Source organism: Nonomuraea sediminis, from assembly GCF_018531495.1.
Classification (GTDB): Bacteria; Actinomycetota; Actinomycetes; order Streptosporangiales; family Streptosporangiaceae; genus Nonomuraea; species Nonomuraea sediminis.
Map to the genome: position 1 here is coordinate 65,656 of NZ_JAHDTI010000020.1, position 14,022 is coordinate 79,677.

Genomic DNA, 14,022 nt, shown 5'->3' on the forward strand with positions numbered 1-14,022 from the left:
CGGACAATTGACGTCATGAACCCGTCACGCGTTCCCTGGTCCGAGGTGCTGCCCGCCGCCCGCGCCGAGGTCGAGGCCTTCCTCGGCGCGCCCGTGCTCGAGGCCGTCACCCAGACGGGCGGGTTCTCGCCGGCGGCAGCCGTACGGCTGCGCGCCGCCAACGACAGGCGGGTCTTCGTCAAGGCCGTCGGGCCCGAGCCGAATGCGGAGTCCGCCGGGATCTACCGGGCCGAGGCCAGGAACGCGGCCGCGCTGCCCGCCTCCGTGCCGGCGCCGCGGCTGCTGACCAGCTTCGAGCGGGACGGCTGGGTGGTGCTGGTCTTCGAGGACGTCGAGGGCCGTCACCCTGAGCTGCCCTGGCGGCGCGACGAGCTCGACCGCGTGCTGGCCGCCACCCGCGAGATGGCCGCCGCGCTGACGCCCTCACCCATCGACGCGCCGCCCATCGCCGAACTGCACCGCGACAGCTTCCGCGGCTGGCGCAGACTCCTCGGCGAGGACCTGACCGGGCTCGACCCATGGGCACGGCGCCACCTGGACGCCCTGGCGGAGCTGGAGTCCGGCTGGGAGGCGGCCGCCGCGGGCGACACGCTGCTGCACGCGGACCTGCGGGCCGACAACGTGCTGCTCACCGACGAGCACGTCTACATCGTCGACTGGCCGTGGGCCTGCGTCGGCGCCGCCTGGTTCGACCTGCTCGGCATGCTGCCGTCCATCGCGATGCAAGGCGGCCCCGCACCGCAGGAACTGCTGACCGACCCCGACCCGGACGTCACCACCGTGCTGGCCGCCCTGACGGGCTACTTCGTACGGCAGAGCCGCCAGCCCCCGCCACCAGGGCTCCCCACGCTCAGGGAGTTCCAGGCGGCGCAGGGCGAGGCCGCGCTCGAGTGGCTGAAGCTGCGTACCGGCTGGGTCTGAGCTCTCACGCGGGTAGGCTTGACCTTCGTGCTGGTCCTGGCCTTTGACACCGCGACGCCCGCCGTCACCGCGGCCCTCCACGACGGGGAACGGGTGCTCGCAGAATCCACGACGATCGACGCCCGGCGCCACGGCGAACTGCTGATGCCCACCATCGAGGGCGTCCTGGCCGAGGCGGGCGCGGCGCTGCGCGACGTCACGGCGATCGTGGCGGGCATGGGCCCAGGCCCCTACACGGGGCTGCGGGTCGGGCTCATGACCGCGCAGGCGCTCGCCACCGCGCTCGGCGTGCCCGCGCACGGCGTCTGCACGCTCGACGCCGTGGCCTACGGCAGCGGGCTGACCACCGAGTTCCTGGTGGCCACCGACGCGCGGCGCAAGGAGGTCTTCTGGGCGCGCTACGCGGACTTCCGCACGCGGCTCGAGGGGCCCCTGGTCGACAAGCCCGCCGACGTGTCCGTCGCGGGGCTGCCGGTCGCCGGGGCGGGGCCCACGATCTATCCCGAGACGCTGGGCGAGGCGGTGGCTCCGCCGTACCCGTACGCGCGCTTCATGGCCGCGCTGGCGGCCGAGCGGCTGGCGGCGGGGCAGGAGCTCGAGCCGCCGCGCCCGATCTACCTGCGCAGGCCCGACGCGGTCGTGCCCGGCGCGCCCAAGAGGGTGACGGAGAGAGAGCCGAACCGGACACGATGAGAGGCGACGACGACCCCAGGGTCCACGGCGAGGCCGACTCGGCCAACGGGCGCAGCCTGCGGTTGCGGCAGATGATCGAGGCGGATCTGCCTGCGGTCATGGCGATCGAACGGGCCACGTTCCCGCTGGACGCGTGGAGCGAGGCGATGATGCGCGGCGAGCTGGCCGACCAGCCGCGCAGCCGCCACTACGTGGTGGCGGAGGTCGACGGCCAGATCGTCGGCTACGCCGGGCTGGCCGCCGCGGCCGACCAGGCGGACGTGCAGACCATCGCCGTGCTCGACGCCCACCAGGGCACCGGCATCGGCGGGGCGCTGCTGAGCGAGCTGCTGGCCGAGGCCCGCAGGCGGGGCGCGCGGGAGATCTTCCTGGAGGTCCGCGCCGACAACCCCCGGGCACAGGGCGTTTACGGGCACTTCGGATTCGAGGAGATCGGCCTGCGCCGCCGCTACTACGACGACGGCACCGACGCGATCATGATGAGAAGGAAGCTGGATGGCTGAACAACCGCTGGTCCTGGGCATCGAGACGTCCTGCGACGAGACCGGTGTCGGCATCGTCAGAGGTCACACGCTGCTGGCCAACACGATCGCCTCCAGCATGGACGAGCACGCCCGCTTCGGCGGCGTGGTGCCCGAGGTCGCCTCGCGCGCCCACCTGGAGGCGATGACGCCCACCGTGGAGAGCGCGCTCGAGCAGGCCGGGCTGAAGTTCTCCGACATCGACGCGATCGCCGTGACGGCCGGTCCCGGGCTCGCGGGCGCGCTGCTGGTGGGCGTGGCCGCGGCCAAGGCCTACTCCGCCGGGCTCGGCGTGCCGCTGTACGGCGTCAACCACCTGGCCGCGCACGTCGCCGTCGACCAGCTCGAGCACGGGCCGCTGCCCAAGCCGTGCATCGCGATGCTCGTCTCCGGCGGCCACTCCTCGCTGCTCCTCGTGCCCGACGTGGCCGCCGACGTGATCTCGCTGGGATCCACCGTGGACGACGCGGCCGGCGAGGCGTTCGACAAGGTGGCCAGGGTGCTCGGGCTGCCGTTCCCCGGTGGGCCGCACATCGACAGGGCCGCCCGCGACGGCTCGCCCGACGCGATCGCGTTCCCGCGCGGAAAGGTGGACGACGGCACGCTCGACTTCTCCTTCTCCGGGCTGAAGACGGCCGTCGCGCGCTGGGTGGAGGCCCAGCCGTCCATCCACGTGCCCGACGTGGCCGCCTCCTTCCAGGAGGCCGTGGTCGACGTGCTGACCCGCAAGGCGCTGCAGGCCTGCAAGAAGTACGACGTGCACGACCTGCTCGTCGGCGGCGGCGTCGCGGCCAACTCGCGGCTGCGGTCGCTGGCCCAGGAGCGCTGCGACGCGGCAGGCGTCCGGCTGCGGGTGCCGCGGCCGGGCCTGTGCACCGACAACGGCGCCATGGTCGCGGCGCTCGGCTCGGACCTGGTGGCGGCGGGCATCGCACCCTCGGCCCTGGACATCCCGGCCGACTCGTCGCTGCCCATCACGACCGTGCACGTGTGAGCAGCCCCTCCCGGTAGGTCGGATACCCGGGCTGCCACCCGAGCTCCCGCCTGGCCCGCTCCGACGACAGCCGGATCCGGGTGTTCGTCATCATCGCCTTCAGGTACGGCGTGGCCGCCAGCAGCCACGCGGGCACCGTGCGCGGCTCCGGCGCGCCCGCAGCCCGCGCCAGGGCCCGGACGTAGTCGTCGAAGCCCACCGGCTCGTCGTCGGCGATGTTGTACGGCGTGCCCGCCCGCCCCCGCTCCAGCGCGGCCACGGCGGCAGCGGCGGCGTCGTGGACGTGCACGAGCGAGACCACGCCCGCCGGGCGCGCCACCGGCAGCAGGCGCCGCCGGGCCAGGTCCATCAGCTTCCTGGTGGACGGCTCGGGCCCGTAGAACATGCCGTAGCGCAGGGCGATCCCCTCGATGCCCGGGGTGCTGAAGGCCTGGTGCTCGTTGGCGCGCATCGAGCGCATGTGGACGTCGTATCCGCGGCCCTGGCCCGGCTCGGCGAACGGCCTGTCCTCGGTGACGGGCTCCGTGCCGTGGTCGCGGTAGCCGTACCCGAGGAAGAAGGACTGGGTGACGAAGCGGGTCGCGCCGCTCTGGCGGGCGGCGGCCAGCAGGTTGGCGGTTCCCTCGTCGCGCAGGCGGTCGGTGGCGTACAGGTCGCGGTGGAACAGCGGCGTGCCGGTGATCGCGGTGGCCTGGTGGACCACGGCGTCCAGGCGCTGCCCGCGGACCGCCCGGAGCAGCCCTTCCCGATCCATCATGTCCGCGTTTATCGGTATCGCTCCGCTCTCGGCGAGCCTGGCGGCGCCGCGTTCGGAGCGGGTGATGCCGAGCACCTCGTGTCCCGCGTGCAGCAATTGGGGGACCATCTCCGTGCCGATCGTGCCGGTGGCCCCGGCGAGCAGGACCCTCATCGCGTCTTGAGGGCGCGAAGCCGGACGACGAGGGCGACGGCCGCCAGGACCGAGAAGACCGCCAGGTTCCACCAGTCGGAGTCGTGGCCGCCGCCCGTGTCCAGCGCGTGGTTGACGGCGTGGAAGGTGTTGGCGAACAGGAACCCGGCCAGCACCACGGAGATCACGTCCCGCCACCACAGGGCCGACAGCAGCATCAGGCCGATGCCCAGCTGGAACACGCCCGCGTCGTGCAGGAAGTGCACGTGGTCGGGCCAGTTCGCCCATGCGGCGAAACTCGCCGGATCTATGCGCATCCAGGCACCGGTGACCAGCATCATGGCCGCCGACAGGACCACCGCGATCTTGACGAACACCATCCGCTCCTCTGTTGATCGGTCTTGAGCAACAGACGGAACCGCGGAGGGTCGAACGTGACATCCGCCGATGTGATCCGCCCCACATGTCACGCCCGGCGCGGCAGTCGACCCACCGGGCGCGCGAACACGTGCGGGCGCGGCGGCCCCGCTTCCCCGCCAAGCTCGCACATCTGTCGGGGCACCGCCGTACGGGATGGTCAGTCCTTGGAACGGGACGGACGCAGGAGCGCCTCGGCCAGGGCGAGCATGGTCTCCTCCAGGGCGCCGAGGCGCTTGGTGAGGTCGCTCGAGGCGGGTTCGACGATCTCGGTGACGGACCGGGTGAGTTCGTCGCGGTCCGGGCGGGCCTGGATGAGCTCCGTGAGGGTGGCCGCGGCGGCCGTGAGGCGCTCGGCCTGGCCCGCCGTCTGGGACTCGAGCAGCTCGCCGATGCCGAGCGCGGCGGGCAGCTGACCGACGCGCTGGTCGACCGCCTCCAGGCGCTCGTCGGCTTTGGTGGCGTGCGAGACCAGGCCGGTGAGGTGGGTGTCGACGGTGTCGAAGCGGTTGGCGACGTGCTCCTCGACCTCGCCGAGGCGCTCGTCGAGCGAATCGAGGCCGTTGTCGAGGTTGTTGAAGCGGCCCTCGTGGCGCGTGGCCGTGTCGGTGAGGTGCTGGTCGGTGCTGGCCAGGCGCTCGTCGAGGGCGGTGAAGCGGCTGTCGACCCGCCCGCCGAGCTCGTCGAAGCGGTCGTCGTGGCGGGACAGGTGGTCGGTGACGGCGCCGAGGTGGTTGCCGGTGTTGGCCAGCTGCTCGTCGATGGCCGCCAGCTGCTGCGCGGTGACGGCCAGCCTGCCGTCGACGCCGTCGAGGCGGGTGTCGATGTCGGCCAGGCACTCGTCGGCGGTCTCGATGTGGCCGTCGACGCTGTCGAGCCGGGCGTCGATCGCGACCAGCCGCCCGTCGACCCGGTCGACCCTGGCGGCGACCTGCCGCTCGGACTCGTCCACCCGGCTCTCCACGGCCTGCTTGGCGGCCTCCACGTCGCTCGTGAGGGACTCCCTGGCGGCCTCGACGTAGCTGCCCAGCGTCTGCTGCGCGGCGTCGAGACGGCTCGTCAGGCCCTGCTGGAGGGTCTCCACCCGGCCCGTGAGGGCCAGCTGGGCGGCGTCCACGTCGCCGGTCAGGGTCTCCTGCGCGGCCTCGACGGACAGCACGAGCGCCTGGTGCGCGGAGTCGACGCGGTTGAGCAGGCGCTCCTCGGTGGCCTGCACGCGGGTGCCGACCTGGGCGAGGCCGTCCTGGACCCGCTCGCCGAGGTCGAGCACGCCGCCCTCGACGCGGTCGGTGCGCGCGCTCAGGTCGGCCAGCGACTTGTCGAGGCGGGTGAAGCGGTTGGCCGCGGCCTCCATGCTGGAGTTGAGCTGGCCGAGCTTGGTGGCGAACTCGCCCATCCGCTTGGTGATGCCGTCGGTGGTGTCGAGCACCGCCTGCAGCCGCTTCAACGCCTCGTCCACGCTCTCGCCGACCGTGCCGAGGTCGGCCCAGAGGCTGGGCAGTTCGATCACCGGGGCGACGCGCTGGCTGACCGAGTCGACCCTGGCGTCGACGGTGCCCACCTGCTCGCCCACGGCGTCGACGTGGTCGCGCACGGCCTCGACGTGCTGGGCCAGGCCTTCGGCCCACAGCGGCGGCTTGGCGGTGAAGTCGTCGATGCGGCCGCTGACCGTCTCCAGCGTGCCGCTCAGCCCGCCGAGCTCGCGTTCGCGCACCTCGCGCAGCAGCCACTCCATGCCTTCCAGGCGCTGGCGGATCTCGTCGAGGACGGCTCCCTGGGTGCGCTGCTCGTAGACGTGGTCCTGGGCGGCCCGCGCCAGCAGCTCCCGCATCCTGTCGGAGATGGCCGTCTGGCCACCCGCCTGGAGAAGGGTGGTGTGGTTGGAATGATCCACCGAAAGCTCCTTCGCTCGCCGACGGTCTGCCGCGCAGCGGTGAGATAGGTCAGGTTTGCAGATGAAAGAAGGAGGGCTGCGGTAATCCGCGATCGGGAGGTGAACTTCCGCCCGTCCACCTTAGCCAGTGGATCAAGGTGCGTCAGCGGTGATGGAAAAGATCAGGGTTCCCCGGCTAACGCCCCGATTTGTCATTTACGCAGGTGGGGAGGGGTGGCAGAGCAGGGCGTACGGCTCATTCATAACCCTGGTCAGAATGATTACCACGGAATTATCGCCCGAAGGTCGCAAATCCATCCGCAACCGGTCGATGTCCACCGCGGAGCCGCGCTTTTTGATGGTGACATTTCCTATTTCGCGGGTGCGGAGTGCGGCCCGCAGCCGCTTCAACGAGAACGGCAGCGCCTCCTCGACCAGAAACCTGGAGGCCCAGGGGGTGTCCATGGGTTCGTCCCCGGTGATGTAGGCGATCATCGGATCGGCCAGCCTGCCGCCCACCATCGCCGCGACCTCGGCGACCAGGTGCGCCCGGATCGCCGCCCCGTCGGGCTCGTACAGATAGCGCCCCAGCGGCCCCACCGGCGCCACCGCGGCCTCGCCGGCCGAGGCCATGGTGTCGCCGCCGGGCAGCAGCGTGGCCCGCCGTCCCTGGCGCCCGCCGCCGAGCCAGATCGCGGCCTCCTTGACCTCGCCCTTGTACGACACCCACTCCGTCTCGGCGCTGCCGGGGATGAACTCGTACGGGATGCCCGGCGCCACCTTCAGGCACGCCACCGGCGCCCGCGCGGCCAGTTCCAGCACGACAGGCCACGGCGGCGAGTACGCCAGGGGATCGAAGGTCCTCCCCTTTCCCGTACGGCGGGCCGGATCGGCGAACAGCGCGTCGTGGTCCTCCGGCGTGACCTCGGCCGCGTCAGCCGTACGGACGGAGATCCCGCCCGAGAGCCCCAGCGCGTCGGCGTTGGCCGCGGTGACGGCGGCGGTCAGCGGATCGGCGTCCACGGCCTCGACCGTGTATCCCGCCCGGGCCAGCGCCAGGGCGTCGCCGCCGATGCCGCAGCAGGCGTCCACCACGCGGGCGCCGTGCGGGGGCACGAGATCCGCCAGCCGGCGCGCCCGGTGCGCGGCCACCTCGGCCCTGGTGGACTGCTCGAGCCCGTGCGGGGTGAAGTACATCCTCCCGGCGTCGTCGCCGAACTTGGCCTTGGCCCGCTCGCGGAGCCCCGCCTGCGTCAGCGCCGCGGACGTCAGGGCCGCGTCGTACGTCTTCCGGAGCGTGGTGGCGGCCTTCACGGGATCGCCGCCGGTCAGCTCGACCGCCTCCCCGAGCGCCTTCTGTCCTCTGGGGGTCAGCAACTCGAGAAAGGCGTCCAGCTCCACACCACCCGACGTTACCGCTCCGCCGGTCAGAGTTCGGTGTCGCCCAGGGAGACCAGCAGGCGGCGCAGGAGGCCGGCCAGGGCCTCCTGGTCGTCGGGCGTGAGGGCCGCCAGGAGGCGGCGTTCGTTGGCCATGTGGCCCTCGAGCAGTTCGCCGGCCAGGCGCTCGCCCTTCTCGGTGAGCGCGACCAGGACCATGCGGCGGTTCTCCGGGGCGGGCCATCGGTCGACCAGGCCGCGCTCCACCAGGCGGTCCATGCGGTTGGTGAGGGCGCCGGGGCTGACCAGGGCCGAGCCCGCCAGGTCCTTCATGCACATGGTGTGCTCGGCGTTGGCGCGCAGCAGCGTGGCCAGCATGTCGAACTCCCACGCCTCCAGGCCGCTCGCTTGGAAGAAGTCCTTCACCTCGCGCTCCACCAGGCGCGACGCCCGCGACAGGCGGCCGATCACGCCCATCGGAGAGACATCCAGGCCGGGCCGGGTCCGCGCCCACTGTGCGGTGATCGCGTCGACTGCGTCGTCCATGGTGGCCACACTATCAAAAACTTCGAGGTTGAAATGTTCGATTCGATGCGCTAGCTTCGGCGGCGTCGAAAAGTTCAATGTCGAAGTTTTGAAGGTGGAGATCATGAAGGTGCTGGTGCTGGGCGCGACGGGCTACATCGGCGGCGCGGTCGTGGAGAAGCTGCGGGAGCACGGCCACGACGTCGCGGCCGTGGTCCGGGGGGAGAAGGTCGTCCCCGGCGTGACCGACGTGCGCCAGGGCGACCTGTCGGACCCGGCGACGATCGAGGTGACCTCCGACATCGACGCCGTGGTGCACGCCGCGCAGCTGACCGGCGACGAGGCCGTCGACCTGGAGGCCATCGGGAAGCTGACGGTCAAGCCGCTGGTCTACGTGAGCGGCGTCTGGGTGCTCGGCCCGGTCGACGGCGGCCACGAGGAGAGCCCGACCGACCCGATCGCGCTGGTCGGCTACCGGCCCAAGGTGGAGCGCCTGGTCGTCGACGCCGGCGGCACCGTGGTCCGGCCCGGCGTGGTGCACGGGCGCGGCTCCGGCATCGCCGCGCTGCTGCGCAGCCAGGCGGCCGAGCGCGGCCAGGGCGTGTACGTCTCGGACGGCACGGTGCCCACCTGGTCGTTCGTCCACATCGACGACCTGGCGGAGCTGATCGTGGCGGTCGTGGAGAAGGGCGAGAAGGGCGCGGTCTACCACGGGATCACCGAGGAGGGCGTGCCGCTGAACGAGGTCGCCAAGGCCGCCGCGCGCTCTGCCGGCGTCGACCCGAGCGTGAACGCCTGGCCCGTGGAGGAGGCCGCCGAGCTGCTCGGCCGGCCGTTCGCCGACGCGCTCGCGCTGAGCCAGCGTGTCGGATCCGAGCGCACCCGCGCCGCGCTCGGCTGGAACCCCAGCAGGCCCGGCATCCTGGCCGACCTGGTGGAAGGCTCGTACCTCGGATCGCTCTGAGCGGACGCGTTCGTGTTGACTGTCAAGCCCCTCTTGCATATGTTTCCTGTTGGCACTCTCCCCTTGAGAGTGCCAACGTGCGACGAGGCAGGTCTGACACCCGCGACGGCAGGCCCCGCTGGTCGCCTCTTCTAGATCATTCAAATCTGAAGGGGAGGTCCGATCGTGACGACCGCCACCAAGGTTCCCGTTAAGCCGCTCGGCGACCGCATTGTGGTTCAGCCGCTTGAGGCCGAGCAGACGACCGCTTCCGGCCTGGTCATCCCTGACACCGCCAAGGAGAAGCCGCAGGAGGGCAAGGTCCTCGCGGTGGGCCCGGGCAACTGGGACGACGAGGGCGAGAAGCGGATTCCGCTCGACGTCGCCGAGGGCGACATCGTCCTCTACAGCAAGTACGGCGGCACCGAGGTCAAGTACGGCGGCGAGGAGTACCTGGTGCTCTCCGCCCGCGACGTTCTCGCGATCATCGAGAAGTAAGCCGGATGTGTCGGGCCCCGGACGCTCTGTCGAGCGCCGGGGCTTTCGACACTAGGAGAGGACTTTCATAGCAATGGCGAAGATCCTGGAGTTCAACGAGGACGCCCGTCGCGCGCTCGAGCGCGGCGTGAACGCCCTCGCGGACGCCGTGAAGGTAACCCTCGGCCCGCGTGGCCGCAACGTCGTCATCGACAAGAAGTTCGGTGCTCCGACGATCACGAACGACGGTGTCACCATCGCTCGTGAGATCGAGCTGGAGGAGCGCTACGAGAACCTCGGCGCCCAGCTCGCCAAGGAAGTCGCCACCAAGACCAACGACATCGCGGGCGACGGCACCACCACCGCGACGGTCCTGGCCCAGGCGATGGTCCGCGAGGGCCTGCGCAACGTGGCGGCCGGCGCCTCGCCGCTGTCGCTCAAGCGCGGCATCGACAAGGCCGCCAAGGCGATCAGCGACAAGCTGCTCGCCGTGGCCCGCCCGGTCGAGGACAAGAAGGAGATCGCCAACGTCGCGACGATCTCCGCGCAGGACGCCAAGATCGGCGAGCTGATCGCCGAGGCGTTCGACAAGGTCGGCAAGGACGGCGTCCTGACCGTCGAAGAGTCCAACGCCATGGGCATGGAGCTGGAGTTCACCGAGGGTCTCCAGTTCGACAAGGGCTACCTGTCCGCCTACATGGTGACCGACCCCGAGCGCATGGAGGCCGTCCTGGAGGACGCCTACGTGCTGCTCACCCAGAGCAAGATCTCCTCGATCGCGGACTTCCTGCCGCTGCTCGAGAAGGTCGCCCAGACCAAGAAGCCGCTGCTGGTGGTGGCCGAGGACGTGGAGGGCGAGGCTCTGGCCGTACTCGTCACCAACAAGATCCGCGGCACGTTCACCTCCGTGGCCGTCAAGGCCCCGGGCTTCGGCGACCGCCGCAAGGCGATGCTGCAGGACATGGCCATCCTCACCGGCGGCCAGGTCGTCGCGGAGGAGGTCGGCCTCAAGCTGGAGAACGTCGGCCTCGAGGTGCTCGGCCAGGCCCGCCGCATCGTCATCACCAAGGACGACACGACCGTCGTCGACGGTGCCGGTGACCAGAAGGCCATCGACGACCGGGTCAAGGAGATCAAGCTCGCGATCGAGCAGTCCGACTCCGACTGGGACCGCGAGAAGCTGCAGGAGCGCCTGGCCAAGCTCGCCGGCGGTGTGTGCGTGCTGCGTGTCGGCGCCGCCACCGAGGTCGAGCTCAAGGAGAAGAAGCACCGCCTCGAGGACGCGATCTCCGCGACGCGCGCCGCGATCGAGGAGGGCATCGTCTCCGGCGGTGGCGCGGCCCTGATCCACGTCTCCAAGGACCTGGACAACCTCGGCCTCGACGGCGACGAGGCGACCGGTGTCGCCATCGTGCGCCGCTCGCTGGTCGAGCCGGCCCGCTGGATCGCCGAGAACGCCGGCCTCGAGGGGTACGTGGTCACGCACCGCATCTCCGAGCAGGAGCCCGGTCACGGCTTCAACGCCGCCACCGGCGAGTACGGCGACCTGGTCGCCCAGGGCGTCATCGACCCGGTGAAGGTCACCCGCTCGGCCGTGCAGAACGCCGCGTCCATCGCCGGCATGCTGCTCACGACCGAGGCCCTCGTGGTGGACAAGCCCGAGGAGGAGGCGCCGGCCGCCGGCGCCGGTCACGGCCACGGTCACGGCCACTGATCTCTCGGAAGAGGGGCCCGCACCGCTGTCCGGTGCGGGCCTTTCTGCGTGTACGGCGCCGAGTCTGGGTACGAGTGCGTGTTTTCGTGCGGAATCTGGTTGAGTGTGGCATTGCCGTACAAGATCTGGCATGAAATGGGGTGTAGCGGACAGGGGCCCTGGAGCGATCTCCTCGTAGAGGGTGGGATCTCTAGAGAAAGTTGGTTTATTGCGGTAAACCGGGAACGCTCGCAAAGCGTCTAGGCGTCTGACAATTGTCCCTCATTTCGGGTTATATCGTGAAATATTTCGCCAACCCGAAAGGCTTAGTGTGGCCGTACGATTACGGGCGGTTATCGTCGCTTCAATGTGACCAATCCGTAGCCGTTCGCTATGACGACAGGCAGGATCGGTGCGGGCATCATGCCTAACGTGAGCGAGGGAAGCGTCGCCGACGCCAAAATTGGGGTAAGGCTCGCGTCGAGACTTCCGGCACGTGCGGATGACTCCGACCTAAGGGAACTGACGAGCCTGGCTGTTCAGGGGGATCGCCGCGCGATCGAATCCCTTCTCGGTGAGTTGCGCCCGATGGTGGTGCGCTATTGCCGGGCCAGGCTGGGCAGGGTTTCCGGGCAATATCACATTGCCGATGACGTGGCCCAGGAGGTGTGCATCGCGGTGCTGTCCGCGCTGCCGCGTTATCGCGACATGGGCCGGCCGTTCGCCTCGTTCGTGTTCGGAATCGCCTCGCACAAGGTGGCCGACGCGCTGCGCAGTTCCGTCCGCTCCGCCGTACCCACGCAGGACCTGCCCGACGGGCCCGACGACGGGCCGGGTCCCGAGGAGACCGTGGTGCGCTACATCGAGGTCGAGCACGCCCGCAGGCTGCTGGCGCGGCTGCCACAGAACCAGCGGGAACTGCTGCTGCTGAGGGTGGTGTCAGGCCTGTCGGCCGAGGAGACCGGTAATGTACTCGGTATGTCACCAGGGGCAGTCCGGGTCGCCCAGCATCGGGCGCTGGCCAGGTTGAGGCAGATGGCCGAGCTGGAGTCGGCTTGACGCCGGAGGAGCGGACCGAGGCTCTGCTCGACGCGCTCGCCCGGGGAGAGCAGCCCGACCTCGCCGATCCCGCCGTGCGGCTGCTCGCGGCGCTGCGCGCCGACGTGACTCAGCGGCGCTCTTCGGTGTCGATGACGCCGTCCACGTAGCCCCTGGCGTACTCCCAGGTCACGTAGTCGGTCGGGTCGGGGTGGAAGGCCGGCTCGTGCACCTGCGGCTGGCCCCGCTCGATCATCTGGCGCAGGTTGCCGCGCAGCAGCTCCCAGTCGAAGAAGTGCTGTTCACCACATTCCGGACAGTCGAGGACCAGGCCCAGCACTCCCTGCGGTTCGAGCAGGGATCGAAAGACCTCCACGTCGGCCAGGTCGGTGATGGCCTCGTCGCGTTCGGCCGCGGTCAGCGGCTCGGCGTCATCGAGCTCGCCCATCTCCGACGACGGATCGTTCGGGTCGTCCGCGAACGGGTCGCGGGGGACGTCTTCCAGCACCTCACCACCATATGACCGATGCGGCCCGTGTGACTCGTATTAGGCGAGCCATCCGCGCCGTGCGGCCTCCACGCCGGCGTGGAAGCGCGACTGGGCCCCCAGCTCGGCCATCGCGTCGGCGAACCTGGCGCGCACGGTACGCACCGACACGCCCAGTTGCCGCGCGATCGAGTCGTCGCACTGCCCCTGCGCGGCCAGCCGCAGCACCTGCACCATCCCGTCGCCGCGCCTGCCCCACGGCAGGGGTACGGCCCGGCCCCACAGCTCCTCGAAGAGCGAGCGGAGCACGCCGACCACGATCGGGGCGCGCACCAGGTAGAAGTTGTAGGCGTGGTCGGGCAGGTTGCCGCCCCACAGCGCGGGCAGCCCCGCGGCCTCGGGGCCCGCGGTCATGAACCAGCTGGGCACCCGGTCAAGCGTGCGCACCCTGCCCCCGGTCTCCGTCAGCCGTGTCAGCTGCTCGCGAACGCCGGGCAGCGACAGCGTGTCGACCGGGATCACCGCACGCACGTGCAGCAGGTGCCGCCCCTGCGCATCGATCCAGGGATCCGCAAATTTCCGGACAAAATCCGTCATGGTGCGTTCGTCCGGGATGGCGGTGAGCAGCTCCATCGGCGGCGACTGGACCGCCATGCCGACCACCGACTCGTAGAGGACGTCCGCCCCGCTGACCGCCTCGACGGGGAACGGGCCGCTCTGGTAGTCGCGGCCCGCGTCGTAGTCGCGGATCAGGCCGCGGATCGAGCCCAGCGCGCTGTCGATGCGCCTGCTCTCCTCGGCCAGCCGGTCGAGCCGCTCGGCGATGAGCCGCCCGAGCGCGGCCGCCGGATGCCTGGCCAGGTACTCGCCGGACTGCTCGTCGACCACGCCGAGCCGGACGAGGGCCTCCAGCTCCCTGCCCACCTTCTCCACCGAGCCGTCCATGGCCTCCGCGAGCTCGGCGACCGTCGCCCTGTGGAGGCGGAGCACCGCCGTGTACAGGGCGGTCTGCGCCGGGGCCAGGCCCAGCGTCTCGAGCGGATCCGGCGCGGTGCGGGAGTCGTTGCGCATGTGGAGTGCTCCGTAGGGGGGACGGGCGTGTCCGCGAGGATAACCCGGCAATACGCCCGTGTCCGCGCCTTGCGCCGACTCCTCAGCCTGGTGTGCAACTT

The 14,022-nt window shown here is 70.8% G+C and carries 16 protein-coding genes; 9 read left to right on the forward strand and 7 right to left on the reverse strand.

What is annotated here, in order from left to right; genetic code table 11:
• The first annotated feature begins 15 nt into the window (after positions 1-15).
• From KIK09_RS51460 to tsaD, 4 genes are read left to right on the forward strand one after another with little or no spacing between them, the layout of a single operon-like run.
• Positions 16-921 (forward strand): aminoglycoside phosphotransferase family protein, encoded by a 906-nt coding sequence (locus KIK09_RS51460; RefSeq protein ID WP_214326932.1) that lies wholly within the window; start codon positions 16-18, stop codon positions 919-921.
• Positions 922-948: 27 nt separating this feature from the next.
• Positions 949-1,614 (forward strand): tRNA (adenosine(37)-N6)-threonylcarbamoyltransferase complex dimerization subunit type 1 TsaB, encoded by a 666-nt coding sequence (tsaB, locus tag KIK09_RS51465; RefSeq protein ID WP_214327023.1) that lies wholly within the window; start codon positions 949-951, stop codon positions 1,612-1,614.
• Positions 1,611-2,117 (forward strand): ribosomal protein S18-alanine N-acetyltransferase, encoded by a 507-nt coding sequence (gene rimI / locus KIK09_RS51470; protein ID WP_275956580.1) that lies wholly within the window; start codon positions 1,611-1,613, stop codon positions 2,115-2,117. The genes tsaB and rimI overlap by 4 nt, the downstream gene beginning before the upstream one ends.
• On the forward strand, positions 2,110-3,129 hold the full coding sequence (gene tsaD, locus KIK09_RS51475) for a tRNA (adenosine(37)-N6)-threonylcarbamoyltransferase complex transferase subunit TsaD (protein WP_214326933.1): 1,020 nt from the start codon (positions 2,110-2,112) through the stop codon (positions 3,127-3,129). The genes rimI and tsaD overlap by 8 nt, the downstream gene beginning before the upstream one ends.
• Here tsaD and KIK09_RS51480 read toward each other — a convergent pair.
• From KIK09_RS51480 to KIK09_RS51500, 5 genes are all read right to left on the reverse strand, one after another.
• Entirely contained in the window at positions 3,110-4,039 is a 930-nt protein-coding gene (locus KIK09_RS51480; protein ID WP_214326934.1) for an NAD-dependent epimerase/dehydratase family protein, read from the reverse strand. The two genes, tsaD and KIK09_RS51480, sit on opposite strands and share 20 nt — an antisense overlap.
• The gene (locus tag KIK09_RS51485) at positions 4,036-4,398 is read right to left on the reverse strand and encodes a hypothetical protein (protein WP_214326935.1); all 363 of its coding nucleotides are present in this window, start codon (positions 4,396-4,398) and stop codon (positions 4,036-4,038) included. Before KIK09_RS51485 ends, KIK09_RS51480 begins: the two co-directional genes overlap by 4 nt.
• Positions 4,399-4,595: 197 nt before the next feature.
• A complete protein-coding gene (locus KIK09_RS51490) occupies positions 4,596-6,329 on the reverse strand; it encodes an apolipoprotein A1/A4/E family protein (protein WP_214326936.1) in 1,734 nt (577 codons plus the stop codon).
• A gap of 195 nt (positions 6,330-6,524) precedes the next feature.
• Positions 6,525-7,709 carry a class I SAM-dependent methyltransferase gene (locus KIK09_RS51495; protein WP_214326937.1) on the reverse strand — a complete coding sequence of 395 codons (1,185 nt, stop codon included), beginning with the start codon at positions 7,707-7,709 and terminating at the stop codon, positions 6,525-6,527.
• Positions 7,710-7,735: 26 nt separating this feature from the next.
• The gene (locus KIK09_RS51500; protein WP_214326938.1) at positions 7,736-8,233 is read right to left on the reverse strand and encodes a MarR family winged helix-turn-helix transcriptional regulator; all 498 of its coding nucleotides are present in this window, start codon (positions 8,231-8,233) and stop codon (positions 7,736-7,738) included.
• A 103-nt stretch (positions 8,234-8,336) separates the two neighbouring features.
• Between KIK09_RS51500 and KIK09_RS51505 the strand changes: the two genes are divergently transcribed.
• The 5 genes from KIK09_RS51505 (at position 8,337) to KIK09_RS51525 (ending at position 12,533) form a co-directional block, all read left to right on the forward strand.
• Complete coding sequence (locus tag KIK09_RS51505) at positions 8,337-9,176, forward strand: NAD-dependent epimerase/dehydratase family protein (RefSeq protein WP_214326939.1); 840 nt, start codon at positions 8,337-8,339, stop codon at positions 9,174-9,176.
• Positions 9,177-9,341: 165 nt separating this feature from the next.
• Entirely contained in the window at positions 9,342-9,653 is a 312-nt protein-coding gene (gene groES, locus KIK09_RS51510; protein WP_443678893.1) for a co-chaperone GroES, read from the forward strand.
• A gap of 73 nt (positions 9,654-9,726) precedes the next feature.
• A complete protein-coding gene (groL, locus tag KIK09_RS51515) occupies positions 9,727-11,346 on the forward strand; it encodes a chaperonin GroEL (RefSeq protein WP_214326940.1) in 1,620 nt (539 codons plus the stop codon).
• 402 nt (positions 11,347-11,748) lie between these two features.
• Positions 11,749-12,384: a sigma-70 family RNA polymerase sigma factor gene (locus KIK09_RS51520; protein ID WP_250575191.1), complete on the forward strand. Its 636-nt coding sequence runs from the start codon at positions 11,749-11,751 to the stop codon at positions 12,382-12,384.
• Positions 12,381-12,533 carry a hypothetical protein gene (locus KIK09_RS51525; protein WP_214326941.1) on the forward strand — a complete coding sequence of 51 codons (153 nt, stop codon included), beginning with the start codon at positions 12,381-12,383 and terminating at the stop codon, positions 12,531-12,533. The genes KIK09_RS51520 and KIK09_RS51525 overlap by 4 nt, the downstream gene beginning before the upstream one ends.
• Here KIK09_RS51525 and KIK09_RS51530 read toward each other — a convergent pair.
• Positions 12,494-12,871, reverse strand: coding sequence for a DUF5319 domain-containing protein (locus tag KIK09_RS51530; RefSeq protein WP_214326942.1), 378 nt, complete (start codon positions 12,869-12,871; stop codon positions 12,494-12,496). The two genes, KIK09_RS51525 and KIK09_RS51530, sit on opposite strands and share 40 nt — an antisense overlap.
• 39 nt (positions 12,872-12,910) lie before the next feature.
• Positions 12,911-13,921 carry a helix-turn-helix transcriptional regulator gene (locus tag KIK09_RS51535; protein WP_214326943.1) on the reverse strand — a complete coding sequence of 337 codons (1,011 nt, stop codon included), beginning with the start codon at positions 13,919-13,921 and terminating at the stop codon, positions 12,911-12,913.
• Between the last annotated feature and the right edge of the window lie 101 nt (positions 13,922-14,022).

Bases quoted from the DNA above. Each gene is read 5' to 3' on its own strand.
- KIK09_RS51505 (WP_214326939.1), top strand. From the start codon at position 8,337: ATGAAGGTGCTGGTGCTGGGCGCGACGGGCTACATCGGCGGCGCGGTC.
- KIK09_RS51485 (WP_214326935.1), bottom strand. From the start codon at position 4,398: ATGGTGTTCGTCAAGATCGCGGTGGTCCTGTCGGCGGCCATGATGCTG.
- rimI (WP_275956580.1), top strand. From the start codon at position 1,611: ATGAGAGGCGACGACGACCCCAGGGTCCACGGCGAGGCCGACTCGGCC.
- KIK09_RS51460 (WP_214326932.1), top strand. From the start codon at position 16: ATGAACCCGTCACGCGTTCCCTGGTCCGAGGTGCTGCCCGCCGCCCGC.
- KIK09_RS51535 (WP_214326943.1), bottom strand. From the start codon at position 13,921: ATGCGCAACGACTCCCGCACCGCGCCGGATCCGCTCGAGACGCTGGGC.
- KIK09_RS51520 (WP_250575191.1), top strand. From the start codon at position 11,749: ATGCCTAACGTGAGCGAGGGAAGCGTCGCCGACGCCAAAATTGGGGTA.
- KIK09_RS51480 (WP_214326934.1), bottom strand. From the start codon at position 4,039: ATGAGGGTCCTGCTCGCCGGGGCCACCGGCACGATCGGCACGGAGATG.
- groL (WP_214326940.1), top strand. From the start codon at position 9,727: ATGGCGAAGATCCTGGAGTTCAACGAGGACGCCCGTCGCGCGCTCGAG.
- tsaD (WP_214326933.1), top strand. From the start codon at position 2,110: ATGGCTGAACAACCGCTGGTCCTGGGCATCGAGACGTCCTGCGACGAG.
- KIK09_RS51500 (WP_214326938.1), bottom strand. From the start codon at position 8,233: ATGGACGACGCAGTCGACGCGATCACCGCACAGTGGGCGCGGACCCGG.